At 35.0% G+C, this 16,200-nt stretch carries 14 protein-coding genes; 4 read left to right on the plus strand and 10 right to left on the minus strand.

From position 1 onward, the window contains the following. The first annotated feature begins 105 nt into the window (after window positions 1-105). The 4 genes from H3T56_RS01960 to H3T56_RS01975 all read left to right on the plus strand — a co-directional run bounded on the left by H3T56_RS01960 (window position 106) and on the right by H3T56_RS01975 (window position 5,090). On the plus strand, window positions 106-1,401 hold the full coding sequence (locus H3T56_RS01960; RefSeq protein WP_065651595.1) for a 2-hydroxycarboxylate transporter family protein: 1,296 nt from the start codon (window positions 106-108) through the stop codon (window positions 1,399-1,401). 120 nt (window positions 1,402-1,521) lie between these two features. Further along, window positions 1,522-2,679: an NADP-dependent malic enzyme gene (locus H3T56_RS01965; protein ID WP_198191886.1), complete on the plus strand. Its 1,158-nt coding sequence runs from the start codon at window positions 1,522-1,524 to the stop codon at window positions 2,677-2,679. Window positions 2,680-2,797: 118 nt separating this feature from the next. After that, window positions 2,798-4,414 (plus strand): DcuS/MalK family sensor histidine kinase, encoded by a 1,617-nt coding sequence (gene dcuS / locus H3T56_RS01970; RefSeq protein WP_255542216.1) that lies wholly within the window; start codon window positions 2,798-2,800, stop codon window positions 4,412-4,414. Between the two features lie 4 nt (window positions 4,415-4,418). Next, entirely contained in the window at window positions 4,419-5,090 is a 672-nt protein-coding gene (locus H3T56_RS01975; protein ID WP_065578122.1) for a response regulator, read from the plus strand. 63 nt (window positions 5,091-5,153) lie between these two features. On the opposite strand, the gene yfbR is transcribed toward H3T56_RS01975, so the two are convergent. The 10 genes from yfbR to murD form a co-directional block, all read right to left on the minus strand. Further along, a complete protein-coding gene (yfbR, locus tag H3T56_RS01980; protein WP_198191888.1) occupies window positions 5,154-5,747 on the minus strand; it encodes a 5'-deoxynucleotidase in 594 nt (197 codons plus the stop codon). A gap of 80 nt (window positions 5,748-5,827) precedes the next feature. Further along, window positions 5,828-6,742 (minus strand): UDP-3-O-acyl-N-acetylglucosamine deacetylase, encoded by a 915-nt coding sequence (gene lpxC / locus H3T56_RS01985; RefSeq protein ID WP_198191889.1) that lies wholly within the window; start codon window positions 6,740-6,742, stop codon window positions 5,828-5,830. A gap of 64 nt (window positions 6,743-6,806) precedes the next feature. Further along, the gene (gene ftsZ / locus H3T56_RS01990) at window positions 6,807-7,955 is read right to left on the minus strand and encodes a cell division protein FtsZ (protein WP_034901192.1); all 1,149 of its coding nucleotides are present in this window, start codon (window positions 7,953-7,955) and stop codon (window positions 6,807-6,809) included. A gap of 80 nt (window positions 7,956-8,035) precedes the next feature. Further along, window positions 8,036-9,289: a cell division protein FtsA gene (gene ftsA, locus H3T56_RS01995; protein WP_034901190.1), complete on the minus strand. Its 1,254-nt coding sequence runs from the start codon at window positions 9,287-9,289 to the stop codon at window positions 8,036-8,038. 21 nt (window positions 9,290-9,310) lie between these two features. Beyond that, entirely contained in the window at window positions 9,311-10,144 is an 834-nt protein-coding gene (locus H3T56_RS02000; RefSeq protein WP_086320946.1) for an FtsQ-type POTRA domain-containing protein, read from the minus strand. 14 nt (window positions 10,145-10,158) lie between these two features. After that, on the minus strand, window positions 10,159-11,067 hold the full coding sequence (locus H3T56_RS02005; protein ID WP_065651599.1) for a D-alanine--D-alanine ligase: 909 nt from the start codon (window positions 11,065-11,067) through the stop codon (window positions 10,159-10,161). Window positions 11,068-11,069: 2 nt separating this feature from the next. Beyond that, window positions 11,070-12,518, minus strand: a complete 1,449-nt coding sequence (gene murC, locus H3T56_RS02010) for a UDP-N-acetylmuramate--L-alanine ligase (protein ID WP_065578125.1) — start codon at window positions 12,516-12,518, stop codon at window positions 11,070-11,072. A 142-nt stretch (window positions 12,519-12,660) separates the two neighbouring features. Beyond that, window positions 12,661-13,713 carry an undecaprenyldiphospho-muramoylpentapeptide beta-N-acetylglucosaminyltransferase gene (gene murG / locus H3T56_RS02015; RefSeq protein ID WP_198191890.1) on the minus strand — a complete coding sequence of 351 codons (1,053 nt, stop codon included), beginning with the start codon at window positions 13,711-13,713 and terminating at the stop codon, window positions 12,661-12,663. Further along, window positions 13,713-14,864: a cell division protein FtsW gene (gene ftsW / locus H3T56_RS02020; RefSeq protein ID WP_081298822.1), complete on the minus strand. Its 1,152-nt coding sequence runs from the start codon at window positions 14,862-14,864 to the stop codon at window positions 13,713-13,715. Before ftsW ends, murG begins: the two co-directional genes overlap by 1 nt. Then, the gene (gene murD, locus H3T56_RS02025) at window positions 14,861-16,195 is read right to left on the minus strand and encodes a UDP-N-acetylmuramoyl-L-alanine--D-glutamate ligase (protein WP_198191891.1); all 1,335 of its coding nucleotides are present in this window, start codon (window positions 16,193-16,195) and stop codon (window positions 14,861-14,863) included. The genes ftsW and murD overlap by 4 nt, the downstream gene beginning before the upstream one ends. Between the last annotated feature and the right edge of the window lie 5 nt (window positions 16,196-16,200).

Below are 16,200 nucleotides of genomic sequence, written 5' to 3' on the forward strand. Positions count from 1 at the left end.
TTACATTAATTACAAAATTAGTTAGATAACTTTCTTAATCTTCTGATTTATATCTACCTAACTATACTGCTTATGTAATATAAAAAAACATAAAGAGGTTTAGTTATGAGCATACTTCAAGATATAAAAGAAAATAAGATGTATATAGGTTCACTCCCCCTTCCTATATTTTTAGTTTGTTCCATTATAGTTATTATTGCCGCCCAACTGGACATGCTACCAAGAACATTAATTGGTGGTTTTGCCGTAATATTACCTTTAGGTTGGTTTTTGGGAACTGTAGGACAAAATATTCCATTTTTCAAAAAGTTTGGGGCCCCTGCTATTCTGTCATTAATTGTTCCTTCATTATTAGTTTACTATGGTGTATTTGATGAAAATACCCTATCGGCGACCAAAATGTTAATGAAAGAATCTAACTTCCTGCTCTTTTATATCGCCAGTTTAGTATGTGGTAGTATTCTTGGTATGCATCGAGTCATTTTAGTTCAAGGCTTTATTCGCATGATGATCCCGATGTTATTAGGAATGTGTTTAGCGGCACTAGTTGGTGTAGCTGTCGCTGTAGCTTTTGGTGATACTTGGGAACACGCCTTTTTCTATACCGTTTCGCCAGTAATGGCAGGAGGAATTGGTGAAGGTGTTTTACAACTTTCTAATGCTTATAGCAATATCCTAAATCAAGATTATGATAGTTTCGTTAGTGCATTAATTCCTGCTACAGTAGTTGGTAACTTTTTTGCAATTACCTTTACAGCCGTTATGAGCCGAATAGGTGAAGTTAAACCTCATTTAAGTGGTCATGGTCAATTGGTCAAAATTGAGTTTGATGGTTTAGCTGAAGCATTAAAAGATGATAAAACCCCACTTGATGCTCGCTCAATGAGTGGTGCAGTAATGATTTTAGCCACTTTATTCATTTTTGGAATGATTCTAGAAAAAATGATTCATTTCCCTGGCCCTGTTTTAATGATTATTGCTACTGCGGTAGTTAAATATTTCCGTTTATTACCAGAAAGTGTAGAGCGTGGTAGCCAACAATGGTACAAATTTATTTCGGGTAATTTTACTTTCCCATTAATGGCTGGATTAGGTCTGCTTTATATTGATTTAGCCAGTGTAGTTAATGTATTAACTATCCCATATTTCATTACTATTATCGCGATTGTCTTCACTGTTTCAATGACAGGATTTGTCTGTAGCTTCTTCTTAAAAATGTATCCTGTTGAAGCATCAATTATTTCGTCTTGCCAAAGCGGTATGGGCGGGACTGGTGATGTAGCCATACTTTCTACAGCAAATAGAATGAACTTAATGCCTTTTGCTCAGGTCGCAACAAGATTAGGAGGGGCTTTGATGGTGATATGTACCACAGCACTAATGCGTTATTTACATATGTAATTTTATATAACATAAAGAATTAATAAATAAATTTATAAACAGTTTGAGATGAATTATTGCATTAATTTAATCTTACAAAATATCTAACATAGATTTAATATATTTAAAAAGGTAAATATTATGACAACAGTACAAGAAAAAGCGCTAGCAATCAGTAAGCAAATGCATGGCAAATTTGAAACTCATTCTAAAGTGCCCGTTAATTCAATGGCAGATCTTAGTGTTGCTTATACACCTGGGGTTGCCGCAGTGTGTACTGAAATAGCTAAAAATCCTGAATCAGTTTACGAATATACCAGTAAACGTAATTTAGTAGCTGTTATTACTGATGGTTCAGCAGTATTAGGTTTAGGAAATATTGGACCAGAAGCAGCTATTCCGGTAATGGAAGGCAAAGCAATTTTATTCAAACAATTTGCTAATGTTGATGCAATACCTCTATCAATTAATACTCAAGATCCAGATGAGTTAGTGAAACATATTGCTGCGTTGGCTCCTTCATTTGGTGGAATAAATCTTGAAGATATTAGTGCGCCAAGATGTTTTGAAATTGAAAAAAGATTACAAGAAATTTTAGATATTCCTGTGTTCCATGATGATCAGCATGGCACAGCAATTGTGGTACTAGCAGCACTATATAATGCCTTAAAAGTTGCTGGCAAATCGATAGAATCAGCCAAAGTTGTGATTAATGGCGGAGGAGCAGCTGGTTTAGCAATCGCCGATATGTTATTAGCTGCCGGCGTCAAAGATCTTAAAATTGTCGATAAAATTGGTATATTATCTGAAGATGACACTTCGTTACCACCCCATCATTTAGCAATGGCGAAAAGAACCAATAAATCTAAACAAAAAGGTACATTAGAAGATGCAGTTAAAGGTGCTGATGTATTCATTGGTGTATCGGCACCGGGAGTACTAAAAGCTGAATGGGTTAAAACGATGGCCGAAAAATCGATTATTTTTGCTATGGCAAACCCTACACCAGAAATATTCCCTGATGAAGCCAAAGCCGCAGGAGCTTATATTGTTGGAACTGGGCGTAGTGATTATCCAAATCAAATCAATAACGTGTTAGCATTCCCAGGTATATTCAGAGGAGCCTTAGATGCTAGAGCAAAAAATATTACATTAGCCATGCAACTTGCTGCAGCCAAAGGATTAGCGGATATCATTACACCAGAAAAACTTTCAGTTGATTGCATATTACCTAACGCTTTCGAACCTAATGTAGCGAAAGTTGTTGCCGAAAGTGTCAAAAATGCAGCAAAACTGTAATGATAACTTGAAAATAAATTAGATTAACTAAAAAAACCTACTAATAAATTTATTAGTAGGTTTTGCCTGTTAATCAGTTAATATAGTTAGACGTTTATTTTTTATATATTAAATGATAATGAGATACCTATTTAACAAATTACCATTGAAAGTTAAGCTAATAAGCCTAATTTGTTTGGTTTTTATACTCTCAGTTATTGCACAAAACATCTATATTATTCATGTAGTCAATAACGAATATCTTATTAATTCTCGACAACGTGTAGAAAATATTGCCAGTATTATCTCAACTTCTCAGACGATCATTGATAAAATACAAAATCCTACTTTACAAAATATCACCGCCATTCAGGCAACTACAGAACAAACTAGAGCACTGACTCAAATCGATTTTATTGTTATATTCAATATGCAAGGTGTTAGATATTCACATCCAGATAAAAATAAAATCGGCCAAACTATAGTCGGAGGAGATGAACAACGAGCGTTAAATGGTGAGTCCTATACTTCAATTGCAAAGGGTACGTTAGGGGATTCTGTTCGAGCATTTAAACCAATCATGAATGAAAAACATCAACAAATTGGTGCCGTTTTGGTTGGTCAAACGTTGCAGAAAATTAATCATTTAGCATCGAGAACAAGCCAACCGATTTGGTTATCCTTATTTGCCTCGTTAACTATCGCTATTATTTTAGCCTACTTGTTATCCCATAATATAAAAAAGATCCTATATGGTCTTGAACCAATTCAAATGGCTCAGTTATTTGCAGAACGAAATGCAATTATTAGAACAGTAAAAGAAGGGATTGTTGTTATCAATCGAAACGGTTTAATAACTCAAATTAATGATGAAGCGATTAGAATTTTACGTATAGATGATGATAAAGAAAATATTATTGGCTTACCTATTAACAATTTCATTCCTAATACTCGCCTACATGAAGTGATGATGAGTGGCAATGCGGAATATGATTGTGAACAAAATATCAATGGAGTGGTAATACTCACCAATCGAACACCTTTATTTGTTAATGATGCTTTAGTCGGGGCCATTGCCTCATTTAGAGATATGACAGAGGTTCGTAAATTGGCAGAAAATTTAACTGGGGTAAATCGATACGCCGATGCCTTACGTTCACAATCACATGAATTCAATAACAAACTACATGTTATTTATGGTTTAGCTTTCAATGATAATAAACAAGAATTAATGGACTACCTTGAACAAATTATTGGCAACCAACAGGCTGAATCAAAACTTGTTAGTCAATATATAAAAGATCCAATTATAGCTGGTTTTTTAAATAGTAAGTTTAGCCGAGCCCGTGAATTAAATGTTACCTTAGAGTTCAATATTGATGGTATTTTAGCACCCATAACAGACACTTCTGTTATTCATAGTTTAGTCACAATACTTGGTAATTTAATTGATAATGGGTTGGATGCTGTACAGTTTTTAGATGATAAACAGATAAAAGTAAGTTTAGTCATAGATAACTCTAATTTTGAAATAGAAATTAATGACAATGGAGAAGGTATTTCAGAAAAAGATATTCAATATATTTTTCAAAAAGGTTATTCAACTAAAGGGGATAACCGTGGATTTGGACTCTATTTAGTATTGGCTAGTATTGACGAATTAGATGGGCATATACAATTATGTGATCTTAATAATAAAAAAGGGACTTGTTTTAAGGTACTATTACCACTAAAAGAGATATATAGGAATAAATAAGAAAATGGTAGAAGTTTTAATCGTTGAAGATGATCCAATGGTGGCTCAATTAAATAAAAAATATTTACAAATGTTACCTGGTTTCAATTTGGCATCTGTTGTTAGTAATGGAGAACAAGCACTACATTTTATTCATGATAACCACATTGACCTGTTACTGCTTGATGTATTTATGCCAAAATTAAATGGTCTTGAACTATTAAAATACATTCGCATTAGTTATCCGAAAATAGATATCATAATGGTAACAGCTGCATGTAATACCAACGACATTCAGACAGCATTACGTTTAGGAGTCATTGATTACATAGTTAAACCCTTTACTTTTCAACGATTTCGCACAGCCTTAATCTCCTATCAAGAACGTGTTCGATTGTTATCATCATCAGAAATACTAAATCAAGATCAATTAGATGATCGGATTTTTACCAAACACGTTAATCCCTCAACTAGGTTACCTAAAGGTATTGATTCACAAACATTACAATCAGTGCGAGAGGTGGTCGCTAATTATCAGCAAGATTTTTCAATGAGTGATATTGTTGAATTAATTTCACTATCTAGAATATCAGTTAAGAAATATCTGGATTACTTAGAAGAACAGGGAGAGATAGAAAGTCATTTGACTTACTTACCAATTGGTCGCCCAGTAAAGCGTTATATTTATCAAAAATAGATCCGATGCACTTTAATTTTTTTCTTACTATTTAATAAATTAGTTATTAAAAAATAAATAAAACTATTTATCCATAGTAATTTCATCTAAAGATAAACTAAAACTTGGCACAAATATATCTAAAAAGTAATCCATTTCAGGACTGTTTCGTTCTGATAATGTTTTTTTCAAACGTTGCTCAGCTAACTTAAATTCATTATTGCCGGCGCTAAGTTCTTCAATGGTTTTAAGGTATGCACATAAAACATCTGCTTGTTTTACGATACTTTTTTCAGACTCATCATAATAATCATCATCAATTAATGATCTAAAATCATCTTGCAACTCTTTAGGCAACATATTAATAAGTTTATTTTGAGCTATTTTTTCAATTTTTTTATATTCAGTTGTAATTTGCGGATTATAATATTTAGTTGGTGTTGGTAAGTCACCAGTCAATACTTCTGATGCATCATGGTACATCGCTAATAATGCGATTCGCTCAGGATTAACATTGCCATTAAATCTTTTATTCTTAATGACTGCTAAAGCATGTGCAACAAAAGCAACTTGTAGACTATGCTCAGATACATTCTCTGTTCTCACATTTCGCATTAAAGGCCAGCGATTAATTAATTTCAAACGTGATAAATGAGCAAAGAAATGGCTATTATTCATGTTAATATCTCATAATTATAAAAATAAAAAACGCTTCCAATTCGGAAGCGTTAATAAAGCAATTATTCTCGTTTAAGGATTTATGCTAGAACAAGTTGTCTAGTACCTAAAGCAACAGGAACACTTTGCTCTTCAGTAAATGTCACATATTCCCAAGCATCTTGTTTCGCCAATAAAGCTTGCAATAGTTGGTTATTTAATGCATGACCTGATTTATAGCAAACGACTTCACCAATCATATTGTGACCACTCATATATAAGTCACCAATGGTATCAAGCATCTTATGACGTACAAATTCGTCTTCAAAACGAAGACCGTCTTCATTAAGAACTTTATAATCGTCAACAACAATCGCGCAATCTAAACTACCACCTAAACATAATCCTTTGGATTGTAGAGCTTCGATATCTCGCATAAAGCCAAAAGTTCTTGCACGACTAATTTGGCGAATAAAAGATTCAGAAGAAAAATCTAGTTGGTAACGTTGCGAACTACTATCAATAGCCGGATGACGAAAATCAATAGTAAAATCTAAACGGAAACCACTATATGGTCGCACTTCTGCCCACTTATCACCATTTTCAACACGAACAGTTTCTTTTACTCGTAAGAACTTTTTCAACGCATTTTGTTCAGCAATTCCAGCATCTAGTAATAAATAGATAAACGGACTTGCACTACCATCCATAATTGGAATTTCCGGAGCATTTACTTCAATAATAATATTATCGATACCAAGTCCAGCTAATGCTGAATTAATATGTTCGACAGTTGAAATACGAACATTATCTTCATTAACCAAACAGGTACAAAGCATTGTATCTCGCACTGATTTTGCATCCACAGGGAAATCAACATACGGATTTAAATCTGTACGACGATAAATAATACCTGTATTTTCCGGTGCAGGACGTAATGTCAAAGTAACTTTTTTACCAGTATGTAAACCGACACCAGTTGCTTGAATTGTCTTTTTTAATGTTCTTTGTTTCACTTCGCACCTACTTTTTTATTTGTTACTATGCCATTAGACAATAATAAATCAAATAAGTTCAATATTAATTAGCCTGCTTACGAATAAACGCAGGAATATCTAAAATTTTACGCTCTTCAATAGGAGACACATCAGGTTCATTCACAACCTTAGATATTGATGATTCTTCTTGTTGTAACGGCAAATGACTTGTTTGGCCAAACAACGAGCCGTGATGAGCGGCAGGTTTAGTTATCTTAACTTCTGGACGTTTATCCATTCCAATACCTGTAGCAACCACAGTCACTCTAATCTCATCTGACATATCTGGGTCAAAAGTCGTACCCACAACAACAGTAGCATTATCAGATGCAAACGCTCTTACGGTGCTACCTACTGTTTCGAACTCTTCAAGACCAAGGTCAAGACCTGCGGTAACATTAACTAATACGCCACGAGCACCTGATAAATCAATATCTTCAAGTAAAGGACTTGAAATCGCCATTTCAGCTGCTTCTTCAGCTCGATTATCACCAGTTGCACGACCAGAACCCATCATCGCATAACCCATCTCAGACATTACAGTTCTAACGTCAGCAAAGTCAACGTTGATGTGACCTGGTTTTGTAATTAGTTCGGCGATACCTTGTACTGCACCTTTTAATACACCATTTGCTGCAGCAAAAGCATCTAATAATTTAACGCCACGCCCTAAAACTTTTAATAATTTATCATTTGGAATTGTGATAAGTGAATCAACATGTTTAGCTAATTCAGCAATACCTTGCTCAGCAAAAGCCATGCGTTTTTTACCTTCAAATCCAAAAGGTTTTGTAACTACAGCTACAGTTAAAATACCTAATTCTTTCGCAATTTCAGCAACAACTGGTGCAGCACCAGTACCTGTTCCGCCACCCATTCCGGCTGCAATGAAGACCATATCGGCACCTTCAATCGCACTACGAATAACATCACGATCCTCTTCTGCTGAATTTCTGCCAACTTCTGGATTAGCACCAGCACCAAGTCCTTTGGTAACATTATTTCCGATTTGGATAGTTTGACCAACTTTTATTCTTTTCAATGCTTGTGCATCAGTATTTGCTGCAAAAAACTCAACGCCTTCAATATGTTCAGCAATCATATGCTCAACAGCATTACCGCCGCCGCCACCGACACCAATAACTTTAATGACAGCTGCTGGCTCATCATCCGCAACCATAGGCTCAAACATAACTTATCTCCAAATTTACGATCTAAGGACATTGTACAGATAACCAGCTACAATGTCTACGAAGTTATTAAATATATTAGCTAAAATTCTTTTTTGAACCAACCGGTCAAACGTTTAGCTATCCCTTTTAATGATGATTTATTGCTGTCTTTAGCATCATCATGTAATAAACTTTGTTTACCATAATGCAATAACCCTACAGTTGTTGAACAATATGGTTTTTGTACATAATCAGTTAATCCTGAAATATTTAAAGGCTGACCGATACGTACTTGATTTTGAAACACTTTCTCAGCACATTCAACCATACCTTTAATTTGCGCAGCGCCGCCTGTTAACACAATCCCTGCTGCCAATTGATATTTAACATTTTGTCTTTTAAGCTCGTCTTGTAATACTAATAGCTCTTTTTGAACTAACGATAAAAGCTCTGAGTAACGAGGTTCAATAACATCAGCTAATGTTTGTCGCTGTAATGAACGAGACGGACGTCCACCTACACTTGGAACATCAATAACTTCATCTTTACCGACTAGTGAACCAACAGCACATCCATAACGAATTTTAATATTTTCTGCATCCATTGGTGGTGCGCCAAATGCGTAAGCAATATCACTGGTAACAACATTACCAGCATAAGGAATAACCACAGAATGACGTAATGCTCCACCAGTATAAACTGAGACATCCATTGTTCCGCCACCAATATCTATGACGCAAACACCTAACTCTTTTTCATCATCAGTTAATACAGCATAACTCGATGCCAAACCAGAAAAAATAAGCTGATCAACTTTCAATCCACAACGCTCTACTGCTTTAACTATATTTCTCGCCATATCATTATGGCAGGTGATCAAATGAACTTTCGCTTTCATTCTTACACCAGATAATCCAATTGGGTTTTTAATACCTTCTTGTAGATCAATAGAGTACTCTTGGGCAATAACATGTAAGATTCTATGTTCATCTAAAATACGTACAGATTTAGCAGTATGAACAACATTTTCAACATCTTCTGCTGTCACTTCTTCATCTGCAATCGGCACCATTCCAATTTCATTCTGACAACGAATATGTTTACCTGACAGGCTTAAATAAACAGAAGATATTTGGCAATCAGCCATTAATTCAGCTTGATCAACAGCTCGTTGGATTGATTTAACCACTGATTCAAGATCGTTCACACCACCTTTATCAACACCTTTTGATGGACAATGGCCAACACCAATAATATTGACAATACCATCAGGAAGAACTTCACCAACGAGGGCAAGAACTTTCGAGGTGCCAACTTCAAGTCCAACAACCAATTTTTTCTCTGTTGCTTTCATACTTCAGCCTTTATTTATTCCTTATTGAGAGATTTTTTCTCGTTGCACTGAAATACCATTTTCATAACGTAAATCAGCAGCCGTTATTTTTTCACCATCCGGTATTCTTGACTGAATTTCTGGAAATAATTTGATAAATTGTTGATAACGTTGTTCTATTTTTTCGCTACCTAATATCAATTTTATTTCCTCATTTTCAGAACACAAATCAACTTTACATTGCTTTACCATTAATTGCCATGCATTACGTTCATCCGATATTGCTGCCTGAATTATCAAAGTAGACTTATTGTTAGCCCATTTTTTAGAGAGTTCCTCTAATCTAAAATAAGTTTCTAACATTGACTTGGCTTTACCTTCAGGGCTATAAAGCCTTGGCAATGATAAATCGTTCAAACGATCCAATGGCACACTGAAAGTATTGCCATTTTTATCAAGTAAATATAAATCATTCCAGTAAAATGCAGGTTTATATTCTTCAATGTTTACAATCAATCTGTCGGGCCATTGTTTACGAACACTTGCTTGTTTTACCCAAGGATATCGCATAATTTCTTGCTGAATATCATCCACATCTTGTCCAATATAGGTATTTGGCAAACCTAATCCTAGAATTGCTTGTCTAAGATCATCTTCAGTCGTATAAGTATAATCACCACTTAAGGTCAATTGTGATAATACCATCTGATCGGGATCTTCCATCCAGTCTCGAATAGAATTGACGACCCATCCACAAATAACAACTATTACTACTAAGAACAAAAAACCTAACATTTGTTCTGCATTGCGAAAAACAAGCAACTTTCTTTTATTCTGGTTTTGATGTTTATGCGCTGCTTGTCGGACTTTTTTCATAAAAATAAAGCCAATTATATGGTTGCTAATTGTAAAATACGTTTAACCAATTCACTAAATGACCAGCCATATTCTTTTGCCGCCATTGGTACCAAGCTGTGATCTGTCATTCCAGGGGCAGTATTTACCTCAAGTAAATATGGCTTTTCATTTTCATCAAACATAATATCGACTCTTCCCCAACCTCTACATCCTACAGCTTTATAAGCATCTAGAGCTAACTTACGAATTTCTTGTTCTTTAGCATCACTTAATCCACTAGGGCAAAAATATTGGGTTTTATCTGACAAATACTTTGCATCATAATCATAAAAATTGGTAGCAGGTTTAATGTAAATTGCAGGTAAAACATCTTCACCAACAATAGCTACAGTAAACTCTGGTCCAGCTAAAAATGACTCGATCATCACGGTATTATCATATTTAAAGGCAATATCAACAGCTGCTTTTAATTCGTCTGCTTGATTAACCCTAGACATACCGACACTTGAACCTTCATGGCTAGGTTTAACAAACAATGGTAAGCCAAGTTGTTTAATAATATTATCAACATCAATTGATTGTGATTTATCAACCATTACATAATCAGCAACAGGTAAACCAAGAGATTTCCACACTAGTTTGGTTTTTAACTTATCCATAGTTAATGCTGACGATAAAACATCACTTCCGGTATAAGGAATATTTTGATAAGTTAAAATGGCTTGAGTAATACCATCTTCACCACCACGCCCATGCAAAATAATAAATGCTTTTGAAAAACCATCTTGTTTTAGATTAGTTATACAATACTCTTTTGTATCAACAAGATGGGCATCAATACCATTTTCTTTTAATCCTGCTAGAACAGCTTGTCCTGATTTTAGTGATACTTCACGTTCAGCAGAGGTTCCACCATACAATACAGCAACTTTATCAACCATTATTATAAAACCCCTTTTGAAAATAATTGACTACCAGCTAATTGACGGGCAATCCGACCAACACTACCAGCGCCTTGTGTTAATAACAAATCTCCACCTTGTAATATTTCTTTCATAATTTCCGGTACCAGATCTAAATCTGAAACATAAATTGGATCCACTTTTCCTCGATTACGAATTGAACGACAAAGTGAACGACTATCAGCACCAGCAATAGGTTGTTCTCCAGCAGAATAAACATCTAACATAACTAATGCATCAACTTGAGAAAGTACTTGGGCAAAATCATCAAATAAATCTCTAGTTCGCGTATATCTATGTGGTTGAAATAACATAACTAAACGCCGATCTGGCCAACCATTTCTAGCCGCTTGAATTGTAGCATTGACTTCACTAGGATGATGCCCATAATCATCAACCATCATTATATCTTTATCATTGCCGTAAGGGAAAATACCTAGAAGATCGAAACGTCGACTAGTACCTGCAAATTTTGCCAGCGCGCGTACAATTGAATCATCATCAATACCATCCTCTGTTGCTGCAATAATCGCTGCTGCGGAATTTAAAGCATTATGTTTACCTGGAGCATTCAATTCAATTTGTAAATCATCTCTATCTGGACGGCAAACTGTATAATAGCTAACACCTCTTTCTTGGCGATAATTTTTAATCACAACATCGGCTTCTTCGCTAAACCCATAGGTTATAATTTTACGACCAACAACCGGTAACAACTCGCGATTAATCGGATCGTCATAACACATGACGGCTAAACCATAAAAAGGAAGATTGCGTAAAAAAGAGATAAAGGTTTGTTTAAGATTTTCTACACTTCCTTGATAGGTATCCATATGGTCAGGTTCGATATTAGTGACTATAGAGACCATAGGCTGTAGATGTAAAAATGAAGCATCACTTTCATCTGCTTCAGCAATAAAATAACGGCTACTACCTAATCTAGCATGTGTTCCTGCCGCTTTTACTAATCCACCATTAACAAAAGTTGGATCAAGTTTAGCTTCAGCATATATAGAAGTAACCATTGCTGTAGTGGTTGTTTTACCATGGGTACCAGCGATAGCAATACCATATCGAAAACGCATTAACTCAGCTAACATTTCAGCTCTTTGAATCACTGGTATCCGAGCCTCTCTAGCTGCAATAACTTCTATATTATCCTGAGAAATAGCCGAAGAGATAACCACAACACTAGCACTCAGGACGTTTTCAGCAGCATGACCAATAACAATTTTAGCACCTAATGTTTCTAAATGCTGAGTTACAGGATTTTCAGCAATATCTGAACCGCTAATTTGATATCCTTCATTAGCAAGAACTTCGGCAATACCGCCCATGCCCGCGCCACCAATACCAACAAAATGGATATGTTTGACTCGTTTCATTTCTGGAATGATTGCTCTTAATTCAGCTAATTCCTTAGTATTCACACTTAAACCCCTAGCTAGTTAGTTACTTCTTATTTAGTATTCGGTATTTAAAAATTTATTGGACAATCATTTGTCAAACAAATTAAGATTAAATATCAAACACATCAATAAGACCATTACTTAAAATTATATATAAAATTCACTATTTTACCACCGAAATAAGCGTTTCGGCTACTCTTTCCGTCGAATTTATAATTGATAAACTTTTTGCTTTAATAGCCATTTCAACTAAATCTTCGCGACTCAAATTTTCAAGTAACGTAAATAGTGAGTCAATATTGAAATCTGGTTGTTCAATTATCTTTGCTGCACCAATATCTGCTAAAGATTTCGCATTCCAAAATTGTTGGCGATCTTTATGCATAAATGGTACGAAAATAGCTCCAATACCAACAACTTCAATCTCACTTACAGTTAATGCCCCACTACGGCAAATTACGATATCAGCCCAATCATAAGCTTCTTTGACATCTGTTATAAATTCTGTCACACGATTATTTGTCATATCACAATGCTGATATGATTTAAGTACATCATCTAACATACCTTTGCCTGTTTGATGCCAAACAACATACTTATCAGACAATCTTGTAATTACTTGAGGTACAACATCATTAATGACTTTGGCTCCTTGACTTCCGCCCATAATCAAGACTCTAATTGGGCCTTGTCGATCTTTAAATCTTTCGCTTGGTTCTTTAATCGTTAATAAATCACTACGAACAGGATTTCCAACAACTTCTGCATTAGGAAATGCTGTTGGAAAAGCTTGTAAAACTCTGGTCGCAATTTTAGCTAAAGATTTGTTAGTTAAACCTGCTATACCATTTTGTTCATGTAATACAACCGGAATGCCTAAAGATTTAGCAGCAATACCACCCGGTCCGGAAACATATCCTCCCATACCTAAAACGACATCAGGACGATAATTTTTTAAGATTTTTCTTGCTTGCAAAACCGCTTTTAATATTTTGTAAGGCGCTTTTAATAACGCCATTTTACCTTTACCTCGCAAACCTGATATTTGGATAAAATCAATATCAATACCATTTTCTGGCACTAAATGTGCTTCCATACGGTCTGCAGTGCCTAGCCATCTCACTTGCCAACCTTGCTTCATTAAATAATGAGCAACGGCAATACCTGGAAATACATGACCACCGGTTCCACCAGCCATGACTAATAATTTTTTCATTATTTTATCGACCTTATTCTTGCTTGAGTTTGTTGTTGTCTAAACTCAAAATCTATTCTCAGTAATATTGCAACCGCAATACTCATCACAATAAGGCTTGAGCCTCCATAACTAATAAATGGCAAAGTTAAACCTTTTGTCGGTAACATACCGGAGGTGACACCAACATTAACAAAAGTTTGAAATCCAAACCAAATACCAATTTCACAAGCCAAATAGCCCGAAAATTGAGAACCTTCATTCAAAGCTCGATAGCCGATTGCTAATGCTTTGAAAGTTAGAAAGAAGAGTAATAGCAATAACGCAGCAACACCAATATATCCATACTCTTCTGAAATAATTGAGAAAATAAAGTCGGTATGACATTCAGGTAAATAGCGTAATTTAAAAATAGAATTACCAATTCCTTGTCCAGTAATACCACCATTACCAATTGCCATTAATGATGCAACGAGCTGATAACCAGCACCAGTTGCATCTTGCCACGGATCAAGGAATGTCATTAAACGCGTTAAACGATAAGACTCATATAAAATAAGACAAACTACAGCACCGACTCCAGTTAGTAAAATCGCAATAAATTGCCATAATTGAGCGCCAGCAATAAATAAAATACCTATTGTTACCATAAATAATACAATTACAGTACCTAAGTCAGGCTGTTTAAGTAACAAAATTGACAAAACTGCCATAACCACCATAGGTTTGAAAAAGCCCCAAAAGCCGCTTTGGACTTCTTCTGACTTACGGGCTAAATAACCTGCTAAAAATAAAAATAACGATAATTTAGAAAGTTCAGCTGGCTGAAAATTAAAAACACCTAATGGGATCCAACGAGACGCACCGTTGATTGAAGAACCAATCCCTAAAACCACTATCAACATAATAATTGAAAGGATTAATAAAACTGATCCAAATTGTTGCCAACGTTGCATCGGAATATATAACGTGATACCCATTAAAAAGAGCGACATTCCGATTTGAATCAACTCTCGTTGCGTATAGAAAAATGGATCACTCTCATTAAACGCCATTGATGAAGATGTCACCATAATTAAACCAAATACTATTAAACCAATTACAGTCCAAAGTAGTTGATTATCAAATGGAATATTGGGATTAACTTGTTTTTTTATCCAGAAGAATGTCATGTATCACTCCTTGAACCATACTGTTTGGCAAGTTGTGCAAATAGATTTCCACGCTCAATATAGTTTTTAAATTGGTCTAAACTCGCACAAGCTGGAGAGAGCAACACGACATCATTTGCGACTACTTTTTTAGCTATACACTGAATGGCTTCAGACATAGTTAACGTAACAGTTGTGATTTCAGGGGCTAAATTAGCAAGCAAATCTCGATCTCGGCCAAAACAGAAAATTTCAATATTTCTACTTTTTAAATAAGGAATCAAAGGGGTAAAGTCTGCCGATTTACCATCACCACCTAACAATAAAAATAGTTTTCCATTACATATAACACTTTTCAATGCCGCTTCAGTACTACCGACATTAGTGGCTTTAGAATCATTAATCCATTTGACATTATTGTTATCAAATACTAATTCAAAACGATGAGGTAAACCTTGAAAATTAGAAATTGTTTGTAAGCTTGAATCTCGTGGGATCTGTAAATTATCAGCAATAGCTAAAGCAGCCAAAGCATTCAGATAATTATGACAGCCGATTAGTTTCATTGATTTAGTTGATAAAACAGGCTGATTTTGTGCAATTAAATGTTCATACTTCTCATCTAAATGATAGTCTCCATTGTTTAATCCAAAAGAGACACAATGTTGTTGTTTACCAAACGGTTTAGTCAATTTATCATCATAGTTAATAACACAACATTTTGCATTATGATAAATGCGTTGTTTCGCTTCAGTATATTGCAACAATCCTAGTGGATAACGATCCATATGGTCTTCAGAAATATTCAAAATTGTTGCCACTGAAGCTTGTAAACTTGATGTTGTTTCTAATTGAAAACTTGATAGTTCAAGGACATAAACATCACAGTCTTGTTGCAATAATGATAAAGCGGGTTCACCTATATTGCCACCTACACCAACTTTTATACTAGCTGCTTTTATAATATCGCCAACCAAAGTAGTGACAGTCGTTTTACCGTTTGCCCCGGTAATGGCAATAACTTTTTTATTTGTTTGTTGATTAATTTCACGGCAAAAAAGTTCAATATCCCCAATAATCTCAATACCGAGTTCAGCAGCTTTTTGTAATTCAGGTGTTGATAAAGCAATACCTGGACTAGCAATAATCAAGTCAGACTCAAATAGCCAATCTGTATTTAAATTACCTAAATGATAAATAACTCGCTTATCTAATTGCTCTAATCCTGGAGGAGATGAACGAGTATCAATTACTTTCGGTATAACATTTTGAGCAAGAAAATAGTTAACGCAGGAAAGTCCTGTAATACCTAATCCGATAATAACAATTTTTTTACCTTGATAATCAACCATGATTT

Source organism: Gilliamella sp. W8123, from assembly GCF_016101085.1.
Taxonomy (GTDB): Bacteria; Pseudomonadota; Gammaproteobacteria; order Enterobacterales; family Orbaceae; genus Gilliamella; species Gilliamella apis.

Bases quoted from the DNA above. Each gene is read 5' to 3' on its own strand.
- H3T56_RS01960 (WP_065651595.1), top strand. From the start codon at position 106: ATGAGCATACTTCAAGATATAAAAGAAAATAAGATGTATATAGGTTCA.
- H3T56_RS01965 (WP_198191886.1), top strand. From the start codon at position 1,522: ATGACAACAGTACAAGAAAAAGCGCTAGCAATCAGTAAGCAAATGCAT.
- dcuS (WP_255542216.1), top strand. From the start codon at position 2,798: ATGAGATACCTATTTAACAAATTACCATTGAAAGTTAAGCTAATAAGC.
- H3T56_RS01975 (WP_065578122.1), top strand. From the start codon at position 4,419: ATGGTAGAAGTTTTAATCGTTGAAGATGATCCAATGGTGGCTCAATTA.
- yfbR (WP_198191888.1), bottom strand. From the start codon at position 5,747: ATGAATAATAGCCATTTCTTTGCTCATTTATCACGTTTGAAATTAATT.
- ftsZ (WP_034901192.1), bottom strand. From the start codon at position 7,955: ATGTTTGAGCCTATGGTTGCGGATGATGAGCCAGCAGCTGTCATTAAA.
- ftsA (WP_034901190.1), bottom strand. From the start codon at position 9,289: ATGAAAGCAACAGAGAAAAAATTGGTTGTTGGACTTGAAGTTGGCACC.
- H3T56_RS02000 (WP_086320946.1), bottom strand. From the start codon at position 10,144: ATGAAAAAAGTCCGACAAGCAGCGCATAAACATCAAAACCAGAATAAA.
- H3T56_RS02005 (WP_065651599.1), bottom strand. From the start codon at position 11,067: ATGGTTGATAAAGTTGCTGTATTGTATGGTGGAACCTCTGCTGAACGT.
- murG (WP_198191890.1), bottom strand. From the start codon at position 13,713: ATGAAAAAATTATTAGTCATGGCTGGTGGAACCGGTGGTCATGTATTT.
- ftsW (WP_081298822.1), bottom strand. From the start codon at position 14,864: ATGACATTCTTCTGGATAAAAAAACAAGTTAATCCCAATATTCCATTT.
- murD (WP_198191891.1), bottom strand. From the start codon at position 16,195: ATGGTTGATTATCAAGGTAAAAAAATTGTTATTATCGGATTAGGTATT.